Source organism: Streptomyces sp. CA-250714 (genome assembly GCF_050936705.1).
Lineage (GTDB): Bacteria > Actinomycetota > Actinomycetes > Streptomycetales > Streptomycetaceae > Streptomyces.
Window position 1 is genome coordinate 1 of sequence record NZ_JBNJMI010000001.1, and the last position, 21,505, is coordinate 21,505.

Here is a 21,505-nt window from a genome sequence, read left to right on the forward strand (position 1 = left end):
CCCATACCCATCGAGAGCACTCCCTGGCACCGAGTCAAGTAGGCACGAAGGGGCCGGAATTGGGACCACGGGACACCACCCTTGCGTGCCCGGGAATCGGTCTGTCGGGTCTGGAAATCGGCCGGGGAAAAAGTTCCTGATTTTGTCTCAGGAAATGTTCTGTCAGGCGTGGAATTTTTCAGGGGGTGTCGCCTTCCCAGTCCCACTTAAGGAAATGGTGGGGCGGGGGCTGTAGAGGGCTCGGCCGCCGGGTCCGAACCGGCCGATCTCGGTTATCAGGCCCGCGCCGTCGCCAACTCTGCCTCACTCTGGCCGGTGACATTGAGCAACAGCCCATCGAGCGGACCGCCCACCAACTCGCGGTAGGAGCGGCCGGGCGGGCATACGGGTACAGGTCATCGTGGTCACCGCCCTAGACCCGCCGGCGCGGCTGACTCATGCCGGGCATGCGTCCCACACGATGAGTCCGAAGCCGGATGGCGAGGGGCTGGTGGGCATGCCGGTGTGGCTGGCTGTCGATGAGAGTTCGAAGTCCTCGTTCGGCCCGACATCCGCCACTGCTTCGGCTGGCGGCGTCACCGTGACGGCGAAGGCCAAAGTGTCCCGTGTCGTGTGGAAGCTGGGTGACGGCGCCACACGGACTTGCACGGCCGGGCAGATGAAGCCGTACAAGAAGTCGTACGGGATGCGGGAGTCGGCCTGCGGTTACCGCTACCGCTCCTTGCCGGACAACGCCACCAATGGGCGCGGCACCTACAAGGTGACGGCGACCGCGTACTGGGACGTGGACTGGCAGGTCGAGGGCAGCGATGAGTCCGGTGAGCTGGACCAGACCCGTACGGCCCAGGCCGAGGCGACGTTCCGTGAGTCGCAGGCCGTCAACTAGCACCGCATGAGCAGCACGAGAGGTTGTTTTCTGTGAGTTCGACGACGCAGCTTCCCTCCCCTCCTCGCCAGCCTCCGGCTGAGTTGGCGCCGAGTACGGGTGGCCGGCGGAAGACGCCGATCCGGTGGTCGGGGCTGGCGCTGTGTGTGCTGCTGGCTGTGGTCGGGGCGCTGGTCGTGGTGGTGGCTGTCTCCCGCGCCGGTGACCGGGTCAGTGTTCTGGTGGTGTCCAAGGATGTGCCGGCTGGTGAGCGGCTGACCGGATCGGATGTGCAGGTGGCCTCCATTGCCAAGGATCCGGCTGTGGCCACGCTCGACTCCTCACAGCGGGCTTCGGTGGTGGGCAAGCGGGTGGCGGTCGATCTGCGCAAGGGCAGCCTGCTGTCTGATGCTCAGCTGACCCCGGGCGGTGGGTTGGGAGATGACCAGCAGTTGGTCGGGGTGGAGGTGAAGCGGGGCCAGGCGCCGCGGAACGCGTTGAAGCCCGGCGACAGGGTGCTGGCGGTGACGATTCCCGCGCAGGGCGAGGATGTCTCCTCCGGTGAGACGGCCAAGGATCCCGAGAGTGTGGAGGCGCAGGTTGTCTCGGTCGGCCCTCCGGACGCTTCGGGGGCGATGACGGTCAACGTGGCCGTGGACCCGTCGGAGGGGCCAGGGGTTGCGGCGAAGGCCGCCGCCAAGCAGCTGGCGCTCGTGCGTGAGCCGAGGAGCTGAGCGATGCTGACTGCACTGGTGTCCGCCAAGAGCGACGGCGTGACGACGTCGGCCACCGCTATGGCCTTGGCCAGCTCGCGCCCCGTGCTGCTGGCCGAGTTGGATTTGAGTGGCGGAACGTTGCGGCATGGTCTGCTGCGTCATGCTCCTTCCGGTGAGGGCGGGTGCTGGATGGGCGGATCGGACTGCACCGTCTTCCCCGCGCGGACTGGGCCGGGGGGAGAGTGAGTCTCTTGCGCCTGCGGTGGATGAGAATTTGTGGCCGCTGGACGGGTCGGACAGCCGTGTGGTCTTGCCGGGGCTGACCAGCCCTGCGCAGGCGCCGTCCCTGGCCCACACGTGGCCGGAGCTGATCAACGTGATGCAGCTGTCCGACCAGCAGCACGGCTTCGATGTGCTCGCCGACTGCGGGCGGCTTGTGGTCGACCGCGGTCGCCTGCATGCGGAGCTCAACCCTGTCCAGGTGCTTCAGCAGGCCGATGTGGTGCTGCTGGTGGTCCCGCACCACCGAGGCGTCCGTGGCTCTGGCTCATCCTGCGGTGCAGGTGCTGCGACAGGAGCTGACCGCCGGGGATGACGCGGCTTTGGGGCTGCTGGTGATCGAGGACGGCACCTATCCGGCCAGGAGGTTGCCGACGCGCTGGGGGTTGCGCTGCGGGCGGTGCTGCCGTTCGAGCCGCGTGAGGCCGACTATGTGACGGCCGGGGGGCATCCGCCGCGTGGCTTCATCCGCTCGAAGCTGATGCGGGCGGCCCGTTCCTACGGTGACCAGGTGCGCGAGCACGCGCACCGCCGTCGCCTGCACATCCGTATGGGCGCGGCGCAGGCGATGTCGCCGCAGGTGGCGTCGGTGGCCCAGCGGGTGGCGGCGCAGCGTGGTGCGGGGTGCGCTCCCATGGCTGAGACCCGGGTCAACGGCCATACGCCTGCGCAGCGGCATACGCGGCTGGGAGAGATGCTCGCCGCCCAGGGCGCCGGCCATCCCGAGCCGCCCGTCGCTCCCCTTCCCCGCCCTGCCGGGCCGAGCGGCGGGGAGGGCGGCGCCGGTGTGGCTGAGGCTGCGAAGCCGCTGGGGGAGATGCCTGGTGCGCTGGCCGGTGGCCTGGGAAGTGGTGCAGCGGCTGCGGGAGCAGGTCTCCGATGACCTGGAGGACATCAAGAAGAAGCACCAGGCCGCGAAAAGCTCTGCGTTGAGCGCTGCGGATGAGCGGCAGGCCGCCCAGGCGGCGGTGCATGAGCGGGTTGCTGCGGCTGCGGCCGAGCATGTGGCGCAGCCAGGGCGTGAGCCGTGGACGCCGGAGCAGGTGAAGGCCCTGCGTAAGGCGGTGCTGGATGCGTTGTTCCTGGCCGGGCCGATTCAGCAGGTGCTGGAGTGGCCGGGGGTGGAGGACGTCGTGATCGACCGCCGGATGGTGGTCGACTTCACTGACCGGCCGCGTCAGGAGTTCACCAGCCCGTTCACGGACGAGGAAGCGAAGATCGACTGGGTGAACCAGATGTGTGCCCGCTCCGGGCACCGGGCCGGGCAGCTGTCGCCGTCCCGGCCGATGGTCGACTTCGATCTGCCGGACGGATCTCGCGGTTCTGCGACGCTGCTGTCGCCGAACGCCGCAACGGTGGCGCTGCGCCGGCACCGGGTGGAGAAGGCGAGCCTGCGGGAGCTGGTGGACTGGGGCACGCTCGATGGGGTCCTGGCCAACTTCCTGGCTGCCGCGGTCAAGGCACGGTTCAACATCCTGGTCGCCGGTGACATGGGCCGGGGGAAGACGACGCTGATGCGGGCACTGTCCGCTTCATCCCGGCCCGGGAGCGTGTTGCCACTCTGGAGGATGTGCTGGAGCTGCGGCTGGACCAGTTCACCGACGGGCCCCACGCGCTCAGTTTCCAATCGCGGCAGTCCAACGGCGAGCGGGACAGCAACGGCAACCTGATCGGTGAGGTCACTATCGCGGACATGGTGCCGATGGCGCTGCGCTACCGCGCCGACCGGCTCATGGTCGGTGAGGTCCGCTCCACCGAAGCTGTGCCCATGCTGGAGGCGATGGTCTCCGGCGGTGCCGGGTCGATGTGCACGATCCACGCGGTGAGCCCGGATGAGGTGATCGAGCGGCTGATGGTGCCGGTCACCCGGGCGGGGCTGAGTGACACCGCCGCTTACCGGCTGATCGCCAGCGCCATCGACCTGGTGGTGTACGTGGACGGCATCGATGAGCGCGACAAGGTCGACCAGCAGGGCAACCCTGGCCGGCTGCACCGGTTTGTTTCGCACGTGACGGAGGTGACCGGCCGCGGCGAGGGCAGCGGCGTGGCCACCGGCACCGTCTTCGCCCCCAAGGGGAAGATCCGCGGGCACGTTGGGCGAACGGGCTGACCGAGCGGCGCTGGCTGCGGCTGCTGAGCGAGGGCAGGTTCGACAAGCGCTGGGTGGAGAAGTACGCGGCCGGGACCTGGCCCGAGCTGAAGCTGGTGGTGCTGCGATGAGCACCTGGAGCATGCTGGCCGGCCTGGGCGCTGCCCTCGTCGTCCTGGGAGTGTGCGGCGCTATCGCCGTAGGGCGTGGCTGGAGCCCGGCACTGCGCGGCAGGGGGCTGCGGCACCGCGGGCAGCGCGCGATGGATGAGTTGCCGCCGCGCTGGCGGGACAATTACCGCTATCTGCTGGTTGCCGCGGCGGTGGCCGGGGTGGGTATGTGGGTGTGGACCGGGTGGCCCATCCACGGGCTGATGACCGCCGGGGCCTTGGCGGGGCTGCCGTTCCTGCTGCACCCGGGCGGCTCGGCACAGCGGCGCATCGCACGGCTGGACGCGCTGGGCGCAGTGGCTGCACCAGCTTGCGAGTATCCACATCGCCGGCACCTCGCTGGAGCAGACGATCGCCGCCTCGGTCGGCCGAGCACCCACGGTTCTGCGCGAGCCGGTCGCCGCGCCGCAGCGGTACGTCTGCAACAGGGCGTGACACCACGGGAGGTGTATGCGCTCCTGGCCGATGACCTTGGTGATACGGCCGGAGATGAAGTGGCGCTGCTGCTGATGGAGCACGCTGAAGGGCGCGGAACCCGGCTTTGTCGGCGGCACTGAGCGCGGCCGCGCAGAGCGCCGGGGCTCAGGCGAAGACTTCCGGGCGGTCGACGCGGACCGGGCCAAGGTGCGGGGCAACGCGCGGTGGGTGTCGCTGTTCACGCTGCTGGTGGTGACGGTGTGCATGCTCAACACCGTCTACACCGAGCCGTACGCCTCTGCAGTGGGCGTCGTTGCAGTCCGCCCGCAAGGCGGAAGCGAACCAGGCCAGCGAGCGGATGGTGCTGCCGGTTCTGGCTGTGGCCTTCGTGATGGTGCTGTTCGTTCGGCGGACCGGCCTTCGTCCGGATCCTGCAGGTGTGACCGCATGTTGACTTCGAAGAACAATGCACGAGGAGGACGTTGTGACAACGTGGTGGAACCGGATCAGTCAGGCTGCCCGGACCCGTATCCAGGCAGTGCGGGGGCGTCTGTCGGATGCCGGATACAGCGTCATGGAATGGGTGTTCATCACTGCCGCCGGTGCCACGGTCGCCGCGCTGATCTACGCCGCCATCAACACGAAGGTCCTGGAAAAGATCAACGTCATCAAGGGCAGCTGACCGGTCGCTGGTGGCGGCAGGACCAGGGGAACATCGAAGTCAGCGTCGCCGCCATCATCGCGCTGATGCTGCTGTTCTTGCTGATCCAGGGCGGGCTGTGGCTGCACGGCCGCTCCGTAGCCCAGCACGCCGCCCAGCAGGGCGCCGATGCCGGACGCTCCTACACCGCACAGCGCGGAGACGCGGCCGAGGCCGCCGAGCGGTTCGTCGCCAAGATGGGCGGCAGCCTGCAATCCCACTCCGTATCGGTCGAGACCCACGGCGGGCAGATCGCCGTCACGGTACGCGGCGAAATCTCCAGCCTGGTGCCGGGAGTGCCGCTCCACGTCGAGCAACGGGTGCAGGCACCGGTCGAGGAGTGGACCGAATGAGGGCCCGTCCATGGCCGCGTGCCACCCGACTCCGCAGGCTGCGGTGGCGGGGCAACCGGCGGGCGTGGGACCGGGGCAGTGCCGCGTTGAGTACGGCGATCTGCGTGCCGGTGGTGTTCATGCTGCTGGGCCTGGCCGTGGCCGGCGGACGCATCGTCCTCGCCAAAGGCGCGGCCGAGGCCGCCGCCCGCGCGGCGGCACGCACCGCATCCCTGGAGCGGTCCCCCGCCGAGGCAGAGACCAAGGCGCGCTCTGCGGCGTTGACGAGCCTGCAAGACTCCGGGGTGCGCTGCGCCAGCCTCTCGGTGAGCATCGACACCGCGGGGCTGGATACGCCGGTGGGGCAGACCTCCACGGTGGAGGCCACCGTCATCTGCGCCGCGCGACTGGACGACGTCGCCCTTCCTGGCCTGCCCGGCTCCAAGAACTTGGAGGCGACGATGACCAGCGTCGTGGACCGCTACCGCGGCCGGAGCGGCTGATGCACCACGAGACTTCCCGCTACCTCAAGGTGCTGCGTTCCCGCATGGGGGACCGTGGCGGGCTGGAGCTGCTGTATGCGGGGATGGCGCTGGTCGGCTTCCTGATCATCGGTCTGGTGGTCGATGGCGGGGGCGCGTTGGATGCCAAGTCCCATGCCGACTACGTCGCCCAGGAAGCCGCCCGGGCCGGCGCGCAGGAGATCGACGCCAGCCAGGCCATCCCGGGAGATGCCATCGTGGTCGACCCGGAGGCCGCCCGCCAGGCGGCCACCTCCTATCTCGACGCTCAGGGCGTCTCGGGCAGCGTGCGGGTGGGCGATGACGGACAGACGCTGACCGTGCACGTGACCGAGACCTACGATGCCGTCTTCACCTCACTGATCGGCGCGGGATCGATCCGTGTCGACGGTGACGGCACCGCCACGCTGATCCACCGGCCCGGAGGCTGACACTCATGCCCTCGCACCACGCCGTCCCCTCCCGCGGGCTCCGCTTCGTCAAGGCCCTGGTTGCCCTGGCCGGTATGGCGATCCTCTTGGTGGGCATCCCAGTCGCGCTATGGGAGTTCGGGCAGCTCCCTCAGCGGTGGACGTCACCCGCCGAGTGGGGCGCGGTACTGATGCAGCCGGACGACGGCTCCTTGCTCGTCAGCGTGCTGACCGTGGCGGGTTGGCTGCTGTGGGCGTGGCTGGCCCTGCCGCTGCTGGTGGAGACCGGCGCGCTGCTCACCCGCCGGGTTGCCCCCCGCCTGCCGGGCCTGGCCACTCCACAGCGGTTGGCCTCCTACCTGGTGGGGGCGCTGCTGGCAGCCTCCCCAGTGGCTGCCAGCGCGGCCACCCCGGCCGCAGCAGCCGTTGCGGCTGTGCCGCACTCCGACGGAGCCAGCCATCCGGATAACTCGTCGTCGCAGGCGGCTGATACAGCAGCGCGCGAGGACAGTGAGCCGGTGCACCGGGTCACGACGGACAACCCCACCCTGTGGGGCATCGCCAAGGAGCGGCTGGGCGATGGTTCACGGTGGAAAGACATCCAGGCCCTCAACCCCGGACTGGAGCAGGGCGAGGAGCTGCCCGAGGGCACGGTGCTGAAGATGCCATCGGACACCCCGGCGCTGAAGGCGCAGACGTCGAAGCCCCGCGGGCAAGGGGAGGCCGCGGGCGAGAAGCCCGAGACGTACACGGTCGAGTCCGGGGACACGTTGTGGGGCGTTGCCGACAGCCAGCTCGGAGATCCGACCAAGTGGCGGCAGATCGCGGAGGACAACCGCGATGTGGTTTCCGACCCGAACGTGATTCACCCCGGCGACAAGCTCGCCCTCCCCTCCCAGCAGGCCACGCCCCCCGGCCAGGACACCCCGCCGCCCCCTCCGGAGAAGAAGCCGCAGAAGGCAGGACGAGACCAGCTGTCGGCGTACGGTCTTAACTGGCCCTGGCAAGATTTTCGTGAAGCGGGGGTGTGACACCGTGCGCCGGTGACGCTCCGTCACGGGTAGCGGCAGTGTCGGCGAGTGTGACGACCTCGTACGAACTGTGGCTCCGCATCTGGATGTGGTGCGAGTGGAACGGGTTGTGGTCGGTGGGCGGCGTGGTCCGTATCGCTGCCCGTACCCGTGAGTTGAGGGTGGCGTGTCCGGACTGCGGTCACGTGTCGTCGCGGGTCCACAGCCGATATATCCGCACGCTGTCCGACGTCGCTGTCGGTGGTCGCCCGGTGCTGATCGGCCTGTCGGTGCGGCGGTTGTTCTGTGACAGTCCGAGCTGTGGCCGGCGGACGTTTGTCGAGCAGGTGGAGGGGCTGACGGTGCGCTACCAACGTCGCAGTCCGCTGCTGCAGCATCTGGTGGAGATGGCCGGGGTGTTGCTGGCCGGCCGTGGCGGCGCCCGGCTCCTGCACATCTTGAAGGCGCCGCTGTCACGGACGAGCGTGCTGTTGCACCTGATGCGCATGCGCCTGCCGCCGGTCACGACACCGCGGGTGCTGGGCGTGGATGACTTCGCACTGTACGCGGACGTCTACGGCACGCTCCTGGTGGACGCCGACACCCGGCTGCCGATCACGTTGTGGGCCGGGCGCGACGCCGAACAGCTGGCCGCCTGGCTGCGCACGCGCCCCGGCGTCAACGTGGTGTGCAGGGACGGCTCGCTGGGTCTACCGGCAGGGCATCACCGACGGGGCTCCGGACGCGGTGCAGGTCAGCGACCGGTTCCACCTCTGGCAAGGGCTGTCGAAACGGGTCTCGGACATCGCCGCCGCCCACCGCGGCTGCCTGTCCGCCGCAGTGCCCGAGTCCGAACCGGCCGCACCACCACCGGAGCCGGAACCGTCCGCGGCGGCCGACACTCCCGCTCGCCGCCACGCCAAGTGCCTGTTCGAGGCGGTGCACACCGTCTCCGGCACCGGCCGCTCGCTCAGCGCCATAGCCCGTGAGCTGGGACTGAACCGCCGCACGGTGGCCAAGTATGCACGCGCTGCCTCCTGGCAGGAGTGCGTACGGCGTACTCCGCCCCGGCGATCCACGAGTCTCGATCCGTATCTGGAGTATCTGCGGCAACGCTGGGAGGAAGGCGAGCACACCGCAACGGTGCTGCACCAAGAGATCGTTGCCAAGGGCTACCTGGGCCACTATCAGCGGGTCAAAATGGCCATCGCGCCGCTGCGTCGCGGTCTGCCAATCGACACCCCGCGCGAGAGGCCACCCTCGCCCCGCCAGGTCACGCGGTGGATCACCACCACACCGTCCCGGCGCGGCCCGCACGCCGCCGAGGCACTCCGGCGACTCCTCTCGCACTGCCCGGAGCTGGACCAAACTCACACCCTGGTACGGCAGTTCGCTGCCATGCTCGACTCCCGCGATGCCGTCCCGCTGCCTGACTGGCTCGACCAACTCACGGCCTCCCGCCTGCCGGCAATGGCCAGCCTGGCCAAAGCCATCCGCGAGGACCAGCACGCCGTCGTGCAGGGCATCACCACCCCGTTCAACTCCGGTGTCAACGAAGGCCGGATCACGGACCTGAAACTCCAGAAAAGGATCACGGCCGGTCGCGCCGGGGTTCCGCTCCTCCGCCAGCGCGTCATCCTCATGGCCCACCTCCGACGCCGCTACCCGTGACGGAGCGTCACCGGCGCACGGTTGTCACACCCCCGCTTCACGAAAATCTTGCCAGGGCCACGTTCACGTGTACGCCGACACGCGCCGAGCCGGGGGACGCCGTCCTCGTCCTCGGCAAGGGCCACGAGCAGGGCCAGGACATCGCGGGCGTGATCCGCCCCTTCGACGACAAGCAGGTTACTGCGCAAGGCCATCGAGCAGCACATAAGGTCCGGAAGCCAGCCTGATCACCGGCCAGCGGCGGAGAGCGGCGAGCCTTCTCGCGCGCGGCTGTCGTGTAGCTGCGGTAGTCCTCCATGCCGCCGCCTTTTACCGGCGAGCGTTCGCTCCCGTGATCTGCCGGCCTGGATGGAAGCGGTCGAAGGTCGTGTGTGTCAGGCCGGGCCAGTCATGGACCTGCCGCCACTGGGCGCGATCGACGGTTTCGGGCGGCGGCTGGGTGATGGCCGCCTGGTGGGCCTCGGCGTCGGTCCACTCGGCGTAGTTGAGGACATGCCGCCCGTCGGGGCTGAGATAGAAGCGCGCCGAGAGCAGCCCGGCGGGCGCCGGTGTATCTGCGGTGGCCTCGAAGAGGGCGTCGGTCCGCGCTCGGGCGCGGGCCGGGTCCGATCCGTCGAAGGTGCGGGTGACCAGGACGATGCAGCCAGCGGCGCGCGGGGTGTCTTCGGTGGTACGGCTGCGATGGAGCTGACCGCCGATCACCCCGGCGCGCTCGATGCCCGGGACGGCACGGTCCACCTCGTCCTTCCAGCTCCGGTCCGGCAGCACGGCACGTTGCGCATCCTGGACGGCCCACTGGGAGCGGTGCAGCAGCGTGGCACCGTCGATGCTCGCCAGCACGTCGTAGGCACGCAGGTCTCGGGTGGGCCACGGGCGGGCGCTCCAAGCGGCGGCCAGGGCGTCCACGGCCGCTCGTTGACGTGCGGCAGCGCCCACCCGCCAGGTGCCGAACACCGTCAGCCCCGTCTCGGCGTCAGCGTGGGCGGCATCGGACGATGCGGCATCGGGCATGGAGTTCCCCCTCTTCGTGGGCACCGGTCGGCGCCCCTCGCTCACCGACAGCGGCAGTGTGCCCCGCGAACCCGTGTGCAGTCCTCCAACCACGGAACGGCGTTTACGCCGGCGCGTCCTTGTGGGCGGGCAGTGCCAGGGCCACCAGCGCGGCCAGGAGGAGAACGCCGGCGCTGGCCAGGAAGGCGAGGCCGTAATCCACCTCCCCGTGCGGGCGCGTGGCGGCACCGACCAGGACCGCCAGGCCGAGAGCGCCGCCGAGCTGCTTGGTCGTGTTCATCAACCCGGACGCGGCCCCGGCATCAGCGGTGACGACGCCGGAGGTGACCGTGGTGGTCAGCGGCGTATTGAACAGCCCGCCGCCGAGAGTGAAGACCACTGCAGGAGAGAGAATCCCCAGCAGATAGCCGCTCTCGGCCGTCATACGGCTCTGCCACACGAACCCGACCGCAGCCAGAGCAGCCCCGAGGACGATCAGCGTGCGGGCGGGGATGCGGCGCATCAGCAGCGGAGTCAGCCGCCACCCGACCGCGATGGTGATCAGGGTGTGGGGGAGGAAGCCCAGCCCGGTCTGGAGCGGGGTGTAGTGCAGCTCGCGCTGCATGAAGAAGGTCAGGAAGTACCACATCGGCGCCTGGAAACAGGCACCCGCCAGCAGCATCACCGCATTGCCCGCGACGATCGCCCGCAGTCGGAACAGCCCCGGCGGCACCAGCGGAGCCGGTGCGAGGCGGGTCTCCACCAGCGCGAACGCCACCAGGGCCAGAACACCGGCCAGCAGCGGCCCGAAGGTGGCAGGGGCGGCGAGACCGTTCTCCTGCCCCCCGGTGATCCCATACAGCAGCGCCGCCAGCCCGACGGTCGCCAGCACCGCGCCCGGCACATCCAGCCGCTTCCCCTCCCGTCGCGCCGCAGGATCTGCGGGCAGGATGCGGGTGGCGGCGAGCAGGGTGAGCGCCCCGATGGGCACGTTGATCAGCAGGGTCCAGCGCCAGGAGAGGCCCTGCGTGAGAACGCCTCCGACCAGGTTGCCCACCGCCGCCCCGGCCACGCTCACCGCCGTCCAGCTCGCCAACGCCCGGGTGCGGCGCGGCCCTTCGGTGAACGTGGTGGTCACCAGCGTCAGGGTGGCCGGCGCCAGCACCGCGGCCCCCAGCCCCTGCCCCGCACGGGGCGGCCACCAGCAGTCCCGGGCTGGTGGCCGCGCCGCCCAGCAGGCTGGCCGCGGTGAACAGCGCCAGCCCGGCAAGGAAGACCCGCCGACGGCCGTAAGCATCGGCCAGCCGCCCGCCCAGCAGCAGGAAACCACCGAAGGCCAGCAGATAGGCATTCGAGACCCACGACAGCCCCGAGTCGCTGAAGCCCAGCGCAGAGCGGATCGACGGCAGCGCCACGTTGATCACGGAAACGTCCAGCACCACCATCAACTGCACCGCACACGCCAGCGCCAGGACCGCGCGTTCCATCCCCGGCGGCCGACCGGGCGCCCGTGTCCGCGCACCTACGGCGCCTCCGTGTGCCATAGCCCCCACCTTTACTGTACGACTGTATGGTGTACGTCTGTACAGTAAAGGAGTCGGGCGATGCCGAAAACCGTGGATCACGGAATGCGCCGCACGCAGATGGCCGACGCCGCGGTGCGGCTCGCAGGCCGGCAGGGGCTGCACGCGGTCACGATGCGCGCCGTGGCCGCCGAGACCGGGTTCTCACTGAGCCTGGTGCAGTACTACTTCGGCACCAAGACCGAACTCGTCCACGCCGGACTGCAACACCTGGAGGAGCAGAGCAATCAACGCTGGGCGGCACGCTTGGCTGCGCTTCCCCAACCCGTCTCCGCGCGGGCATACCTGGGAAGCGTTTTTCGAAGAAGCGCTGCCCACTGACGAGGTCAGCCGCACCTTCCACCTCGTCGGCGCCTCCTACGCGGTCCTTGCCATGACCGACCCCGAACTGGCCGATCAGCCCTTCGTGGCCGGACTCAACCACCTCGGAAAGCACCTCGAAGACGCCCTCCGGCAAGGCCAGGCCGACGGGAGCCTCCCCGCCGACCTCGACCCAGTGCGCCAGGCAGACGTTCTGATCGCACTCAACCACGGCCTCGGCACCACCGTCATGGTCGGCCAGCGCACTCCGGACGAAGCCCGCGCCACCTTCCAGCACCACCTGGACACGCTCTTCCGTAGCTGACGGAGCCGATCGTGTGTGAGCGTTTTGGTGGGCCGGTCCGGCCCACCGAAACACTCCGTCACCCCGGCGCCCCGCCGGTGTGGTTGAGGGACCGGGTGAGTTTCCCGGTTGGCGGACCCCCGATCCGCTTCCTGGTCCGGCGGCTCAACCTCCTCGTCAACGCGTTCATCCCCACAGCCCACCGAAGGCGGAAGCCGACCGCAGCCGAGATGACCCACTACCGCCGGGCGCTGGACACCCCCGAGCGGCGCCAGGCCTCCGCCGTGCTCCCCGGCCGGGTTCTCGCCAGCCGGGCCTTCTTCGCCGAGGTCGAGGCCGGCCTCGCCGGCCTCGTCCACCTGCCGACACTGATCGTGTGGGGCGACGCCGACATCGCCTTCCGTCCCCAGGAGCGCGAACGCCTGGAGGCGACCTTCACCGACCACGAGACCGTGATCGTCGAGGGCGCCGGCACCTACGTGGAGTCCGACGCGCCCGAGGAGTTCATCGCCGCGATCCGCAACTGGGCAGCGACGCAGAGCGCAGACGCGAGTCGTGCGGGTGAGAGGGGCCTGTAGACCACTCTCACCCGCCCGGGTCATGACGGCAGCGCGCAGAAAAGACGCGCCGTAGGCCCGGACAAGTCGAGGCCCTGGGGTCCGGCGAGGTTGATCGCCACCGGCTTTGGGGCGTCGGCCACCCTCACACAGACACCTCGCCACCACCGTCACGACGCTCACCCCCACCGCGCCGTCCTGGGGCGGGAGGCCCCGAGCTCGACCAGGCAGAGGACGGCCGGGGGCGGGGCTGTGGCGGGTCGGGGGTGCAGTGGTGGGGCCCGTGGCGTTCGGGTGCCGGCTGTGCACTGCGCGGCGTGCGGGCGGACCGGCCCGGGTGGTGCGGTACGCGCAGCGGCGGGAGCGGGCGTGCGTGCGGCACGGCCGGTGGGCTCTGGACGCGGAGGCCGAGCAGGAGTTGAAGTATCTGGACCTGCGGGGTCTGTCCGGCGCGGGGATGCCGGCACGTCTCGGTGCGGCGGAACTTACGGTTTGTGGGTTACCCAGAGCAGTTCCGCCGGCCAGCGGTGTGCCCACTCGGGTGGGTCGGTTTCGTTGTAGCCGTTGGGTGTTCCGGGTTCGGGCCGCGGCTCAATGAGGTCGTCGATGACGAGACCCGCGCCGCGCAGGACCTTGACCCAGTCGCCGTAGGTGAGCTGATAGCTGGTCGCGCCGTCGTCTTCGGCGATGGTGTTCAGCCCGAAGTAGTCCTGCTGCAGCGTCGTGGTCACGCGGCTGGCGGCTTCGTCGTAGCACGCTTCGAACCATGGGCTGGCGACGTTGAACACCAGGCGCCCGCCTCGGTCCAAGACGCGTACGGCCTGCGGGACGGCCAGGTGCGGGGGCGCCCAGCTGAGCCCACCGAAGTCGCAGAACACCAGGTCGAAGCTGTCGGCGGCGAAGGGGAGTTGTTCGGCGGCGCCTTGCACCAGCGGGTAGCGGGCCGCTCCCATCGCGCGGGCCGCTGCGGCGAGCTGGGCTTCGGACAGGTCGAGCCCCACCACGGTGGCACCCTCGGCGGCGAGCGCCCTGGACCACTGGCCGGCGCCGCAGCCGAGTTCGAGGACGCGCTTGCCGGTGACGTCGCCCAGGGCGTGCAGGCGCGCGTCGGGGATGGAGTACATGCCCCACAGCCGGGGTGTGGCGCCGATTTGCGGGTCGTGCTCGTGCTGGTAGGCGCGGCTGATCCGGTTCCAGAGGCGCCGGTTGGCGGAGATGCTGTTCACGTGCCGACTCCAGCACTGCCTGCCGGGGCGGTCAACACGATCAGGACACTGGCCGGCCCTCGCCTCGGTCCGGCCCTGGCCCGGCCCATGATCCGCCGGACGAGCCCTGGCCGGCACTCCCGTCGTGGCAATCGTCGCCGCCCGTACGGCTTCAGCTCGGCGGGGCAAGGAGGGCCGCTCTGCCGCCGGCTCGGTGCGGAAAGCCCGCAGCCACATCCAGGCTCGTGACGGCGTCCAGGGGCGCCGTCTGAGTACCGTGCGCACCCGCGGTTGAGTACCCGGTGCAGTGTGCCGGGCCGGCTGGGCGGCGTTGGATCGAGGCATGAACGCAACAGCCCGCTCTCCAGCACCCCCGGCCCGGGTGGCTGCGCGCAGGGACCGCTCCCGTTTCTGGTCCGTTCTGTGCGCCGCCCTCTTCGCGCCGGCGGCCGTGGCGGCCGGTGTGCTGACCCTGGCTTCCGAGCGAGCGTCGCGCTGCCTGACATACGGGGAGCAGTGCGCGCCGGGGCTGCCCGCTTGGCTGTTCACCTGGGGCCTCGGCCTCGGCGCTGTTGCCTGTCTCATCGCCCTGGCCGCGCCCGTCCCACGGGTGCGGCAGGCGGCGCTCGCCACCCAGGTCCTCGCGGAGTGCGCGGCCCTGATGGAGATCCTCAGCCACGCGTGACCCGCCGGCCGGTTCCTTGTGCGCCCCGCGAAGTCGCCGGCGGCCCACCTCAGGTGCGACAGTCCGCGTCAGGCGGGCTCAGGGCCGGTGCCGATGCCTGCGAGGGCACGGTCTGGGCGAAGCGCCGGGAGGCTGTTGGACAGTGTTCTGCCGCCTGGCTGGGATCCGGGGTGTCGGTCGCTTCTCGGAGGGTGGGGCAGGCGCCGGCCAGGATGGTGGCGAGTGCATCGTCGAGGACTTCGTTCGGGTCGTGGTTCCCGTCCTTGCGGACCTGTTCCAGCAGTTCGAGCCGGCCGGAATCGTCCGATGCGGCCAGGAGCTCCAGTCCGGCGTCGGTGACACCCGCGGCCGCCATCAGCAGGGGGCGAGGGCACCTGGACCGGGCTGCCAGGCGTCGTGTTGTCCAGACCCTGTCTGATGGGTCAGCGATGGTCAGGGAGAGTAGGCCGTTCTGGGAAATGTGACGCGGGGTGACCTGAGAGACGATGAGTGGGCTCGGCTGGAGACGCACTTGCCCAAGAACGTGGGCCGGGGCGGGCGGTGGAAGTGTCACCGCCGCGTGATCAACGGGATTCTGTTCCGTTTGCGGACCGGTGTCCCGTGGCGGGATCTGCCAACTCGGTTCGGGAAATGGCAGACGGTCAACTCCCGCCATCGCAGGTGGGCGGCGGACGGCACCTGGGAGAAGATCTTGCGCGCCGTCCAGGCCGTCGCGGACGCGGAGGGACGGATCGACTGGTCCCTGGTGAGCGTGGACTCCACCGTGTGCCGGGCTCATCAGCATGCGGCTGGGGCCCGCAAGTGTGCCCCACGCTTCCCCGGCCGGACGCCGCCCACCGGATCAGCACCGCCCGGACGAGGCGCTGGGGCGCTCCAAGGGGCTGCTTCTCCCGCAAGCTTCACCTGGTGAGCGAGGACGAGCGGCGTCCCCTGGCGCTCGTCCTCACTCCTGGGCAGTGGGGTGATGCCCCGCAGATGGTCGAGGTCGTGGAGCGTATCTGCGTTCCTCGCCCGGGCGGTGGCCGTCCGCGTACTCGGCCGGACCGCGTGTGCGTGGACCGGGCCTACAGCTCACGCCGTAACCGCCGCTACCTGCGCCGGCGGCAGATCAAGCACACCAACCCCGAGCCGAAGAACCAGCGGGCCAACCGTCTGCGCCGCGGCAGCGCGGGTGGCCGGCCCTGCGGGTTTGACCGGCCAGCCTACCGTCGCAGGAACGAAGTTGAGCGTACGACGATCTTGGCGCTCAAGGAGCTCCGGGCCGTGGTCGCCCGATATGAGAAAGCGGGCGTATGTCTTTCACGGCACGGTCACCGTCGCCGTGATCCGGCTCCGGCTCCGGCTCCGGCTCCGGCTCCGGCTCCGGCTCCGGAGCTGACCACCGCGGGCTTCTTTCCGGGTTCAGCGGGGGAGGTTCACTTGCCGCTTGCCTCGGCGAGGGTGTGGGCGACCAGGGCGTTGGCGTGGCCGTGGCCCAGGCCGTGTTCCGTCTTGAGCCAGCCCACCAGCTCCATGTGCTTGGTCAGGGGCGAGGTGCGGATGAGGTCCTTCCATTCGGCGATCGGGCGGCCGTACTTCTTCTCGATGGAGGGGAAGTAGCTGGCAGGACCTTTGACTGCGGTGGTCATGTCGGGGTTCTGTCCTTCTGTCAGTGTGCTGCCGGTGACGTACTTCAAGTGCGGGAGCCTTGTCAGCGGACGACGTCGAAGACGTTCTTCTGCAGGCCGTTGGCGTAGACCTCGTGCTCGACCAGCTTCAGCTTCTGGGTGTCCTTGTCCGTGGCGCTGAACAGGCGCTTGCCGGCGCCGAGAAGGAGCGGGAAGACGAGCAGGTGGTAGCGGTCGATCAGGTCGGCGTCCGAGAGGGCCTGGTTGAGGGAGGCGCTGCCGTGGACGATGATCGGGCCGCCCTCGGTCTCCTTCAGCGCGGCGACCTCGTCGAGCGAGCGCAGGATGGTGGTCTCGCCCCAGTTGGACACCAGGGCGTCCTCGGTGAGGGTGGTGGAGACGACGTACTTCGGCATCACCTTGTAGTCGGCGAAGTCCGCCATGTCCGGCCACACCGGGCTGAACGCCTGGTAGCTGGTCCGGCCCAGCAGCATGGCGGTAGCTTCCTGCTGTTCCCGGCTCTTGATGTCGAACGCCTCGGGGAGGAACTCGACGTCCTTGAAGGTCCAGCCGGAGTTGCGGTATCCGGGCTCGCCGCCGGGGCTCTCCACGACGCCGTCGAGTGAGATGAACGCGGTGCTGATGAGGGTACGCATCTTGAGGTTCCTCGGTATCTCGTGCCTGGGTACGAAGGGGTCGAGTCGGTGCCCGCTTCGGTCATGCTCGGTTCTGCGGTGCACCAACTGTGTTCTCTGACTGCTGAGCGCGGGGGAAATCATCGGTCGCCGCCCGCCGGGCTGCTTGCGTGAACCGGCCTAGCTGGTCCGTTCGTGACGGAGCAGGACGACCCGGGAGTCGAAGGTCCTGGTCTCGGCCAGGGTCAGGTCCATGCGCTGCTGCGGGGTGGTGAAGACGGGCTTGCCGCCGCCGAGCACGACGGGGTGGACGAAGATCTGATACTCGTCGATCAGCTGGTGCTCGGTCAGGAAGCCGGCCAGCGTGGAACCGCCGAACAGCAGCAGGTGCGCTCCGCTGTCCTTGAGGGCGGTCAGCTGCTCGACGACGTTGGTGTTGATGACGCGGGTGTTCCAGTCCGCCTCGGTCAGCGTCGAGGAGACGACCACCTTGGAAGCCTTGCGCCAGACGGGTGCGAACGCGAGGTCATGCTCGTGTGTGGAGAACTCCTCGGCGCGGGGCCAGAACCCGGACATCATGTCCCACACCACGCGGCCGTACAGGAAGATGTCGGCGCTGTCGGTGAGGGCCTGCGAGTAGGCGGACAGTTCGCCGTCCATGCGGGGCCAGTCGAACTCGCCGTTCGGGCCCTCGATGAAGCCGTCCAGCGACTGGTGCACGAAGTGCGTGATCTTGCCCATGAGTAGCGGGTCCCCCTTGGCGACAGGTGCCGGGACGGCCGTCGACCGCCCTTGTGTACGATGTCCACATCCGGAGGGTGCGGTGATCCGCACCCCCGAGTGATATGCGAGAGCCTAGACGACCTAAGTGGATGCTGTCCACATTGGAGGCGGCGGCCATGGCGGCAACCAGGAACGCAAAGCCCAAGCGGGACACCTACCGCCACGGCGACCTGCGCAACGCACTGATCGAGGCCGCCCTCGAACTCGCCCGCCAGGGCGGCCCGGAGGCCGTCGTACTGCGCGCCGCCACCCGGCAGGCCGGGGTCGTCCCCAACGCCGCCTACCGCCACTTCGCCGACCGCGACGCGCTGCTGCACGCCGTCTCCCAGGCGGCCATGGCCCAGGTCGCCCGCACCATGGAGGCCGAACAGGACGCCCTGCCGCCCGCCGGAGACCCGATGGCCGCCGCCCGGGCCCGCTTCCGTGCCGTCGGCACCGGCTACCTCCGCTTCGCCCAGGAGGAACCCGGCCTGTTCCGCACGGCCTTCCACATCCCCGGCGACATGACCCACGCCGCCGCCGACACCGCCGCAGGCGGCACCGGCAAGACCCCTTCGAGCTGCTCGGCGAAGCCCTCGACGGCCTCATGGAGCATGGCCTGCTGCCCGAAGACCGCCGCCCCGGGGCCGAGTTCCTCGCCTGGTCCGCCGTTCACGGACTCGCCGCCCTACTCATTGACGGCCCCCTCCGCGGCCTCCACCCCACCCAGGCCCACGAAGCAGGCCAGCACGTCATCGACATGATCGAACGCGGCATCTGACACCACCAGGCGCAGCAGAAACCCTCAACACCCTCGACCCATCAGACAAGCTCTAAGCCCAGGGCGGCATCCAGCACGACGGTCGTCGCAGCCACCCTGCTGACCCTGATTCCGCTAAGGGGATGCTCGATCATGTCCAACACTGGCCCCGGACGCGTCGCCAAGCCGTCGAAGGGTCGAAGGTACGCAAGACCCTCGGATACACACCCGAGGTGCGCCCAGTGCGCCAGGCAGAGGACGAGGTCAACCGGATCTCGTCCCGGCTCGTGGACGCCATGCGCGTCCCCGGCACCCCAAGTCACATTCCCGCCGCCGCCGGACCGTGTGACGCCATCGACCCGGACTTCACCACCTACCACATCGTCGACCACCCCTGGGCACTGTGAGAAGCGGACGCAGACGAGCGAGCTCAACTCCCTTACGTAGACGGCGATATCGGCGCGGTTCGCGGCGACCGGGTCGACGCTCTCCCCCTCGCACATCAGCAGGTACTCGGCCCAGTCCCCTGCCGTAGGCATCGATCGTGCGTGGCTCACGTCCGAGATCCGTCCAGACCGTCAGCCAGGACGCCGCCTGCTCGTGCCGGCCGAGCACCGGCCACTTCTCCGTGAGCACCGTCGTGCCGCTCAAGCCATCTCCCAAGTTCGTAGCTACACCAGGGAGACATGCTCACCCCGGCAGATCCCACGTAACGTTTAAAATGATCAAGCGTCAGATGTACGGGCGAGCTGGTTTCGCGCTCCTCCGGAAACGCGTGCTTCTGGCGTGATGCGAGCACAGAGCGTGATCGACCACAGAAACTGATCCAGAACCCGGCGCAACCTGCGGAACGTGCCGCCACGCTCAGTGGGGACGTGTCCGCCAGGCCCGGGCGAAGAGTTCGGGAAGGGGCCCGGCGACGGGCCGGGAGTAGACCTTGCGCCCGATGACCCGGACCCCGAGCAGCCCGGCCTTCCAGGTCTCCATCGGAGGGTAGAACTTGTCCCCGCCCGCCCAGTCGCCGGGCAGGAACACCCCCCGCCCGGCCCGGGGCCTGCGGTCGGCGACCACCAGACCGGCCTCGACGAGTCCGGCCGCAACGGCCTTGTGGTGCCCGAGAGTCCACTGGTTGAAGCGGCGGATACGGCGGTCGGTGGGCACGGGCAGGGCCAGCAGCTGCAGATACAACGTGGCGGCGTCCGTATCCAGACCAGTGGCGGCGACCGCCTCCTCGAGCACCTTTGGTGCGGGACAGCCGCGGATCGGTCTCGTAGCCGCCCGGCGGCAGCGACCCCTCGGTGATGCGCTGCACGATCCGATCGAACTCGGGACCGCGCAGTCGGCGGACCAGCGCCAGATGCGAGTCCTCCTCGTCGACCACGGCCTCCAACCGCCGCGAGCGCTCGTCGGCCCCGTAGCGGCCGGGCCGGAAGTACACACGGGGCGCCTCGCGCTCACCGCGCCGGTCGAACCCTGCCTCGGACACGACGACCAGGCCGTCGTCGAGTGTGGGATGGTCAAGCGGCTCTGCGGCACCCAAGTAGGGCAGGGCGCCGGGGAAGTCCGGCAGCAGTTCCGCCACGGTGCGGCCGCGCAGGCTGCGGCCGCGGGCGGAGAGCAGCAACCCCGGGTGGGCCAGGCGTTCCCGCAGCAGCCGTACGGTCTCGGGGACACCTTGGCGTACGGGATCTCCTTCGGGAAGCTCGGCGTACACCCAGTCGACGGCGTCGCAGACCACGGCGAGCAGCTCCCTGAAAAGGAAACCCTCGTCGCCCTCCCAGCCGCCGCCGCTGATGCTGTTCACCCGCAGCCGGGTGTCCGGGTCGCGGGTCAGCCGCGGCTCGCGCGCGGGATCGGCGAACACGGCGCACACGGCTGCCGGGGCCATCCGCACATCGATGTGCTCGGCGGCGACGGCGAGCGTCGACTCCGGCACGGCGGGGCGTACGCCCTGCTGCCTGCGCCAGGCTTCGGCGACCCGCTCGGCGAGCGCCAGCTGCCCGCCCTCCTGCCACAGCCGCCCGGGGTCCGCGGGCAGCACGTCGGCCAGCAGATCGAGGCGCTCGGCCACCCGCAGGCTCCCCAACTCCCGCTCACCGGCCTCGGCTTCGGACTGCTTGAGCCCCATCACCTTGCGCGCCTCGGCATTGAGGCCCCGGTACCCGTACTTCACACCGGGCATTCCGGCGAGCAGCAGCGCGGCACCGGCCCGGCTCAGCCCGGTCCGCTCGGCGAGCACCGCGGCCGCCACGCGGTCCCAGGGCGCGGGCCCCTTCTCTCGTACGAGGTGCACCAGGCGCCGCAGCCGGTCAGGTGTGTCCCAACCGGCTGCAGGCACCGGCTCGGTGGCCGTGATCCGACCGGGTGCTGGCGGCTGCGCGGAGCCGGTGCGCAACTCGACGAAACGCTGCCCGTCCCGGCCGGCGCCGATCCCGTGCAGAGCGACCACCGCACCGTCGTGGGTCCGAGCGGCATGCGTGTCCTTGTCGGCGAGTTCGAGGACGCCCGTACGCATCCGGGCGCGAACCTCCGGGTCGGCAAAGGGAGTTTCTGCCCATACGTCCAGCATCGCCAGCTGGACCGCGCGCAGATGGTCCTGCACGTGGAAGGAGCTCGCCCGCAGGGCCACGGCGCCGCACCGGCCGATGAACCGGTACCAGTTCCAACCCCGGTACCGCGCGGGCGCCTCCTCGCCGCTCCCAGTCAAGTAGCGGCCGACCTCGGTGAACGCGGCGAGCGTGCCGGGCATCCAGTGTCCGGCACCTTCGATGAAACCGTTGAGGGCCTGGGTGATCCACTTCTCGTCGAAGGGCTGTGCGGGGCGTATCGGGGTGTGGGGCATGCGGCCATCCTGCCGGATCACGTGCTCCCGCCTTTCGCCGGTACCCGGCGACCGTGTGGCCCACGAACTGCGCGCGGGTTGGATCGCCAATGAGC

The 21,505-nt window shown here is 69.9% G+C and carries 29 protein-coding genes and 5 pseudogenes; 24 read left to right on the top strand and 10 right to left on the bottom strand.

From position 1 onward, the window contains the following. Positions 1-178 precede the first annotated feature (178 nt). Positions 179-394: pseudogene (locus ACQEU8_RS00005) on the bottom strand (hypothetical protein). Between the two features lie 66 nt (positions 395-460). On the opposite strand from ACQEU8_RS00005, the gene ACQEU8_RS00010 reads away from it, so the two are divergent. From ACQEU8_RS00010 to ACQEU8_RS00080, 15 genes are all read left to right on the top strand, one after another. After that, entirely contained in the window at positions 461-886 is a 426-nt protein-coding gene (locus ACQEU8_RS00010) for an ATP/GTP-binding protein (protein ID WP_433095611.1), read from the top strand. An 83-nt stretch (positions 887-969) separates the two neighbouring features. Next, positions 970-1,599 carry an SAF domain-containing protein gene (locus ACQEU8_RS00015; protein WP_433095612.1) on the top strand — a complete coding sequence of 210 codons (630 nt, stop codon included), beginning with the start codon at positions 970-972 and terminating at the stop codon, positions 1,597-1,599. A gap of 3 nt (positions 1,600-1,602) precedes the next feature. Continuing rightward, positions 1,603-1,827, top strand: coding sequence for a hypothetical protein (locus ACQEU8_RS00020; protein ID WP_433095613.1), 225 nt, complete (start codon positions 1,603-1,605; stop codon positions 1,825-1,827). 16 nt (positions 1,828-1,843) lie between these two features. Next, on the top strand, positions 1,844-2,176 hold the full coding sequence (locus ACQEU8_RS00025) for a hypothetical protein (RefSeq protein ID WP_433095614.1): 333 nt from the start codon (positions 1,844-1,846) through the stop codon (positions 2,174-2,176). Between the two features lie 84 nt (positions 2,177-2,260). Next, positions 2,261-2,743, top strand: a complete 483-nt coding sequence (locus ACQEU8_RS00030) for a hypothetical protein (protein WP_433095615.1) — start codon at positions 2,261-2,263, stop codon at positions 2,741-2,743. Then, complete coding sequence (locus ACQEU8_RS00035) at positions 2,685-3,530, top strand: hypothetical protein (protein ID WP_433095616.1); 846 nt, start codon at positions 2,685-2,687, stop codon at positions 3,528-3,530. The genes ACQEU8_RS00030 and ACQEU8_RS00035 overlap by 59 nt, the downstream gene beginning before the upstream one ends. Next, entirely contained in the window at positions 3,431-3,970 is a 540-nt protein-coding gene (locus ACQEU8_RS00040; RefSeq protein ID WP_433095617.1) for an ATPase, T2SS/T4P/T4SS family, read from the top strand. The genes ACQEU8_RS00035 and ACQEU8_RS00040 overlap by 100 nt, the downstream gene beginning before the upstream one ends. Positions 3,971-4,076: 106 nt before the next feature. Beyond that, positions 4,077-4,676 carry a hypothetical protein gene (locus tag ACQEU8_RS00045; protein ID WP_433095618.1) on the top strand — a complete coding sequence of 200 codons (600 nt, stop codon included), beginning with the start codon at positions 4,077-4,079 and terminating at the stop codon, positions 4,674-4,676. Positions 4,677-5,020: 344 nt separating this feature from the next. Further along, the gene (locus tag ACQEU8_RS00050; protein WP_433095619.1) at positions 5,021-5,218 is read left to right on the top strand and encodes a hypothetical protein; all 198 of its coding nucleotides are present in this window, start codon (positions 5,021-5,023) and stop codon (positions 5,216-5,218) included. A gap of 32 nt (positions 5,219-5,250) precedes the next feature. Next, on the top strand, positions 5,251-5,589 hold the full coding sequence (locus ACQEU8_RS00055; RefSeq protein WP_433102064.1) for a TadE/TadG family type IV pilus assembly protein: 339 nt from the start codon (positions 5,251-5,253) through the stop codon (positions 5,587-5,589). After that, positions 5,586-6,071 (top strand): TadE/TadG family type IV pilus assembly protein, encoded by a 486-nt coding sequence (locus ACQEU8_RS00060; RefSeq protein WP_433095620.1) that lies wholly within the window; start codon positions 5,586-5,588, stop codon positions 6,069-6,071. The genes ACQEU8_RS00055 and ACQEU8_RS00060 overlap by 4 nt, the downstream gene beginning before the upstream one ends. After that, the gene (locus ACQEU8_RS00065) at positions 6,071-6,520 is read left to right on the top strand and encodes a TadE/TadG family type IV pilus assembly protein (RefSeq protein WP_433095621.1); all 450 of its coding nucleotides are present in this window, start codon (positions 6,071-6,073) and stop codon (positions 6,518-6,520) included. The genes ACQEU8_RS00060 and ACQEU8_RS00065 overlap by 1 nt, the downstream gene beginning before the upstream one ends. A gap of 5 nt (positions 6,521-6,525) precedes the next feature. After that, positions 6,526-7,530: a LysM peptidoglycan-binding domain-containing protein gene (locus tag ACQEU8_RS00070; protein ID WP_433095622.1), complete on the top strand. Its 1,005-nt coding sequence runs from the start codon at positions 6,526-6,528 to the stop codon at positions 7,528-7,530. A 50-nt stretch (positions 7,531-7,580) separates the two neighbouring features. Further along, positions 7,581-8,498, top strand: coding sequence for a transposase family protein (locus ACQEU8_RS00075; protein WP_433095623.1), 918 nt, complete (start codon positions 7,581-7,583; stop codon positions 8,496-8,498). Positions 8,499-8,520: 22 nt separating this feature from the next. Then, positions 8,521-9,180, top strand: coding sequence for a transposase (locus ACQEU8_RS00080; RefSeq protein ID WP_433095624.1), 660 nt, complete (start codon positions 8,521-8,523; stop codon positions 9,178-9,180). Between the two features lie 309 nt (positions 9,181-9,489). Here the strand turns inward: ACQEU8_RS00080 and ACQEU8_RS00085 are convergent, their stop codons facing one another. From ACQEU8_RS00085 to ACQEU8_RS00095, 3 genes and pseudogenes are all read right to left on the bottom strand, one after another. Further along, positions 9,490-10,191 (bottom strand): antibiotic biosynthesis monooxygenase, encoded by a 702-nt coding sequence (locus ACQEU8_RS00085; protein WP_433095625.1) that lies wholly within the window; start codon positions 10,189-10,191, stop codon positions 9,490-9,492. Positions 10,192-10,294: 103 nt separating this feature from the next. Further along, the gene (locus ACQEU8_RS00090) at positions 10,295-11,308 is read right to left on the bottom strand and encodes an MFS transporter (RefSeq protein ID WP_433095626.1); all 1,014 of its coding nucleotides are present in this window, start codon (positions 11,306-11,308) and stop codon (positions 10,295-10,297) included. Positions 11,309-11,399: 91 nt separating this feature from the next. Continuing rightward, positions 11,400-11,714: pseudogene (locus ACQEU8_RS00095) on the bottom strand (MFS transporter); the annotation flags it as partial. A gap of 60 nt (positions 11,715-11,774) precedes the next feature. On the opposite strand from ACQEU8_RS00095, the gene ACQEU8_RS00100 reads away from it, so the two are divergent. From ACQEU8_RS00100 to ACQEU8_RS00110, 3 genes are all read left to right on the top strand, one after another. Next, positions 11,775-12,074, top strand: a complete 300-nt coding sequence (locus ACQEU8_RS00100; RefSeq protein ID WP_433095627.1) for a TetR/AcrR family transcriptional regulator — start codon at positions 11,775-11,777, stop codon at positions 12,072-12,074. Further along, entirely contained in the window at positions 12,064-12,378 is a 315-nt protein-coding gene (locus ACQEU8_RS00105; protein WP_433102066.1) for a TetR family transcriptional regulator C-terminal domain-containing protein, read from the top strand. The genes ACQEU8_RS00100 and ACQEU8_RS00105 overlap by 11 nt, the downstream gene beginning before the upstream one ends. Positions 12,379-12,473: 95 nt before the next feature. Beyond that, positions 12,474-12,935, top strand: a complete 462-nt coding sequence (locus ACQEU8_RS00110; RefSeq protein ID WP_433095628.1) for a hypothetical protein — start codon at positions 12,474-12,476, stop codon at positions 12,933-12,935. Positions 12,936-13,399: 464 nt separating this feature from the next. Here ACQEU8_RS00110 and ACQEU8_RS00115 read toward each other — a convergent pair whose 3' ends face one another. Beyond that, on the bottom strand, positions 13,400-14,140 hold the full coding sequence (locus ACQEU8_RS00115; RefSeq protein WP_433095629.1) for a class I SAM-dependent methyltransferase: 741 nt from the start codon (positions 14,138-14,140) through the stop codon (positions 13,400-13,402). Between the two features lie 322 nt (positions 14,141-14,462). On the opposite strand from ACQEU8_RS00115, the gene ACQEU8_RS00120 reads away from it, so the two are divergent. After that, on the top strand, positions 14,463-14,804 hold the full coding sequence (locus ACQEU8_RS00120) for a hypothetical protein (RefSeq protein WP_433095630.1): 342 nt from the start codon (positions 14,463-14,465) through the stop codon (positions 14,802-14,804). Between the two features lie 49 nt (positions 14,805-14,853). Here ACQEU8_RS00120 and ACQEU8_RS00125 read toward each other — a convergent pair whose 3' ends face one another. Continuing rightward, positions 14,854-15,159 (bottom strand): hypothetical protein, encoded by a 306-nt coding sequence (locus ACQEU8_RS00125; RefSeq protein ID WP_433095631.1) that lies wholly within the window; start codon positions 15,157-15,159, stop codon positions 14,854-14,856. 105 nt (positions 15,160-15,264) lie between these two features. Here ACQEU8_RS00125 and ACQEU8_RS00130 point away from each other — a divergent pair. After that, positions 15,265-16,182 (top strand): annotated as a pseudogene (locus ACQEU8_RS00130) (IS5 family transposase). Positions 16,183-16,219: 37 nt separating this feature from the next. Here ACQEU8_RS00130 and ACQEU8_RS00135 read toward each other — a convergent pair. From ACQEU8_RS00135 to ACQEU8_RS00145, 3 genes are all read right to left on the bottom strand, one after another. Further along, complete coding sequence (locus ACQEU8_RS00135; protein WP_433095632.1) at positions 16,220-16,432, bottom strand: DUF4287 domain-containing protein; 213 nt, start codon at positions 16,430-16,432, stop codon at positions 16,220-16,222. Between the two features lie 62 nt (positions 16,433-16,494). Continuing rightward, the gene (locus tag ACQEU8_RS00140; RefSeq protein ID WP_433095633.1) at positions 16,495-17,067 is read right to left on the bottom strand and encodes a dihydrofolate reductase family protein; all 573 of its coding nucleotides are present in this window, start codon (positions 17,065-17,067) and stop codon (positions 16,495-16,497) included. Positions 17,068-17,226: 159 nt separating this feature from the next. Continuing rightward, complete coding sequence (locus ACQEU8_RS00145; RefSeq protein ID WP_433095634.1) at positions 17,227-17,787, bottom strand: dihydrofolate reductase family protein; 561 nt, start codon at positions 17,785-17,787, stop codon at positions 17,227-17,229. A gap of 158 nt (positions 17,788-17,945) precedes the next feature. Between ACQEU8_RS00145 and ACQEU8_RS00150 the strand changes: the two are divergent. The 3 genes and pseudogenes from ACQEU8_RS00150 to ACQEU8_RS00160 all read left to right on the top strand — a co-directional run. Further along, a pseudogene (locus ACQEU8_RS00150) lies at positions 17,946-18,092 on the top strand (TetR/AcrR family transcriptional regulator); the annotation flags it as partial. A 287-nt stretch (positions 18,093-18,379) separates the two neighbouring features. After that, positions 18,380-18,589, top strand: a pseudogene (locus tag ACQEU8_RS00155) (TetR-like C-terminal domain-containing protein); the annotation flags it as partial. Positions 18,590-18,810: 221 nt separating this feature from the next. Beyond that, positions 18,811-18,975 carry a hypothetical protein gene (locus ACQEU8_RS00160; protein WP_433095635.1) on the top strand — a complete coding sequence of 55 codons (165 nt, stop codon included), beginning with the start codon at positions 18,811-18,813 and terminating at the stop codon, positions 18,973-18,975. 457 nt (positions 18,976-19,432) lie between these two features. Here the strand turns inward: ACQEU8_RS00160 and ACQEU8_RS00165 are convergent, their stop codons facing one another. Continuing rightward, complete coding sequence (locus ACQEU8_RS00165) at positions 19,433-19,807, bottom strand: hypothetical protein (protein WP_433095636.1); 375 nt, start codon at positions 19,805-19,807, stop codon at positions 19,433-19,435. A gap of 118 nt (positions 19,808-19,925) precedes the next feature. Between ACQEU8_RS00165 and ACQEU8_RS00170 the strand changes: the two genes are divergently transcribed. Then, entirely contained in the window at positions 19,926-21,503 is a 1,578-nt protein-coding gene (locus tag ACQEU8_RS00170; protein ID WP_433095637.1) for a hypothetical protein, read from the top strand. The last annotated feature ends 2 nt before the right edge of the window (positions 21,504-21,505 follow it).

Coding starts and splice junctions, on each gene's coding strand:
- ACQEU8_RS00100 (WP_433095627.1), top strand. CDS start 11,775: ATGCCGAAAACCGTGGATCACGGAATGCGCCGCACGCAGATGGCCGAC.
- ACQEU8_RS00065 (WP_433095621.1), top strand. CDS start 6,071: ATGCACCACGAGACTTCCCGCTACCTCAAGGTGCTGCGTTCCCGCATG.
- ACQEU8_RS00145 (WP_433095634.1), bottom strand. CDS start 17,787: ATGGGCAAGATCACGCACTTCGTGCACCAGTCGCTGGACGGCTTCATC.
- ACQEU8_RS00085 (WP_433095625.1), bottom strand. CDS start 10,191: ATGCCCGATGCCGCATCGTCCGATGCCGCCCACGCTGACGCCGAGACG.
- ACQEU8_RS00125 (WP_433095631.1), bottom strand. CDS start 15,159: ATGGCGGCCGCGGGTGTCACCGACGCCGGACTGGAGCTCCTGGCCGCA.
- ACQEU8_RS00045 (WP_433095618.1), top strand. CDS start 4,077: ATGAGCACCTGGAGCATGCTGGCCGGCCTGGGCGCTGCCCTCGTCGTC.
- ACQEU8_RS00010 (WP_433095611.1), top strand. CDS start 461: ATGAGTCCGAAGCCGGATGGCGAGGGGCTGGTGGGCATGCCGGTGTGG.
- ACQEU8_RS00120 (WP_433095630.1), top strand. CDS start 14,463: ATGAACGCAACAGCCCGCTCTCCAGCACCCCCGGCCCGGGTGGCTGCG.
- ACQEU8_RS00135 (WP_433095632.1), bottom strand. CDS start 16,432: ATGACCACCGCAGTCAAAGGTCCTGCCAGCTACTTCCCCTCCATCGAG.
- ACQEU8_RS00070 (WP_433095622.1), top strand. CDS start 6,526: ATGCCCTCGCACCACGCCGTCCCCTCCCGCGGGCTCCGCTTCGTCAAG.
- ACQEU8_RS00020 (WP_433095613.1), top strand. CDS start 1,603: ATGCTGACTGCACTGGTGTCCGCCAAGAGCGACGGCGTGACGACGTCG.
- ACQEU8_RS00140 (WP_433095633.1), bottom strand. CDS start 17,067: ATGCGTACCCTCATCAGCACCGCGTTCATCTCACTCGACGGCGTCGTG.
- ACQEU8_RS00170 (WP_433095637.1), top strand. CDS start 19,926: ATGCGAGTCCTCCTCGTCGACCACGGCCTCCAACCGCCGCGAGCGCTC.
- ACQEU8_RS00060 (WP_433095620.1), top strand. CDS start 5,586: ATGAGGGCCCGTCCATGGCCGCGTGCCACCCGACTCCGCAGGCTGCGG.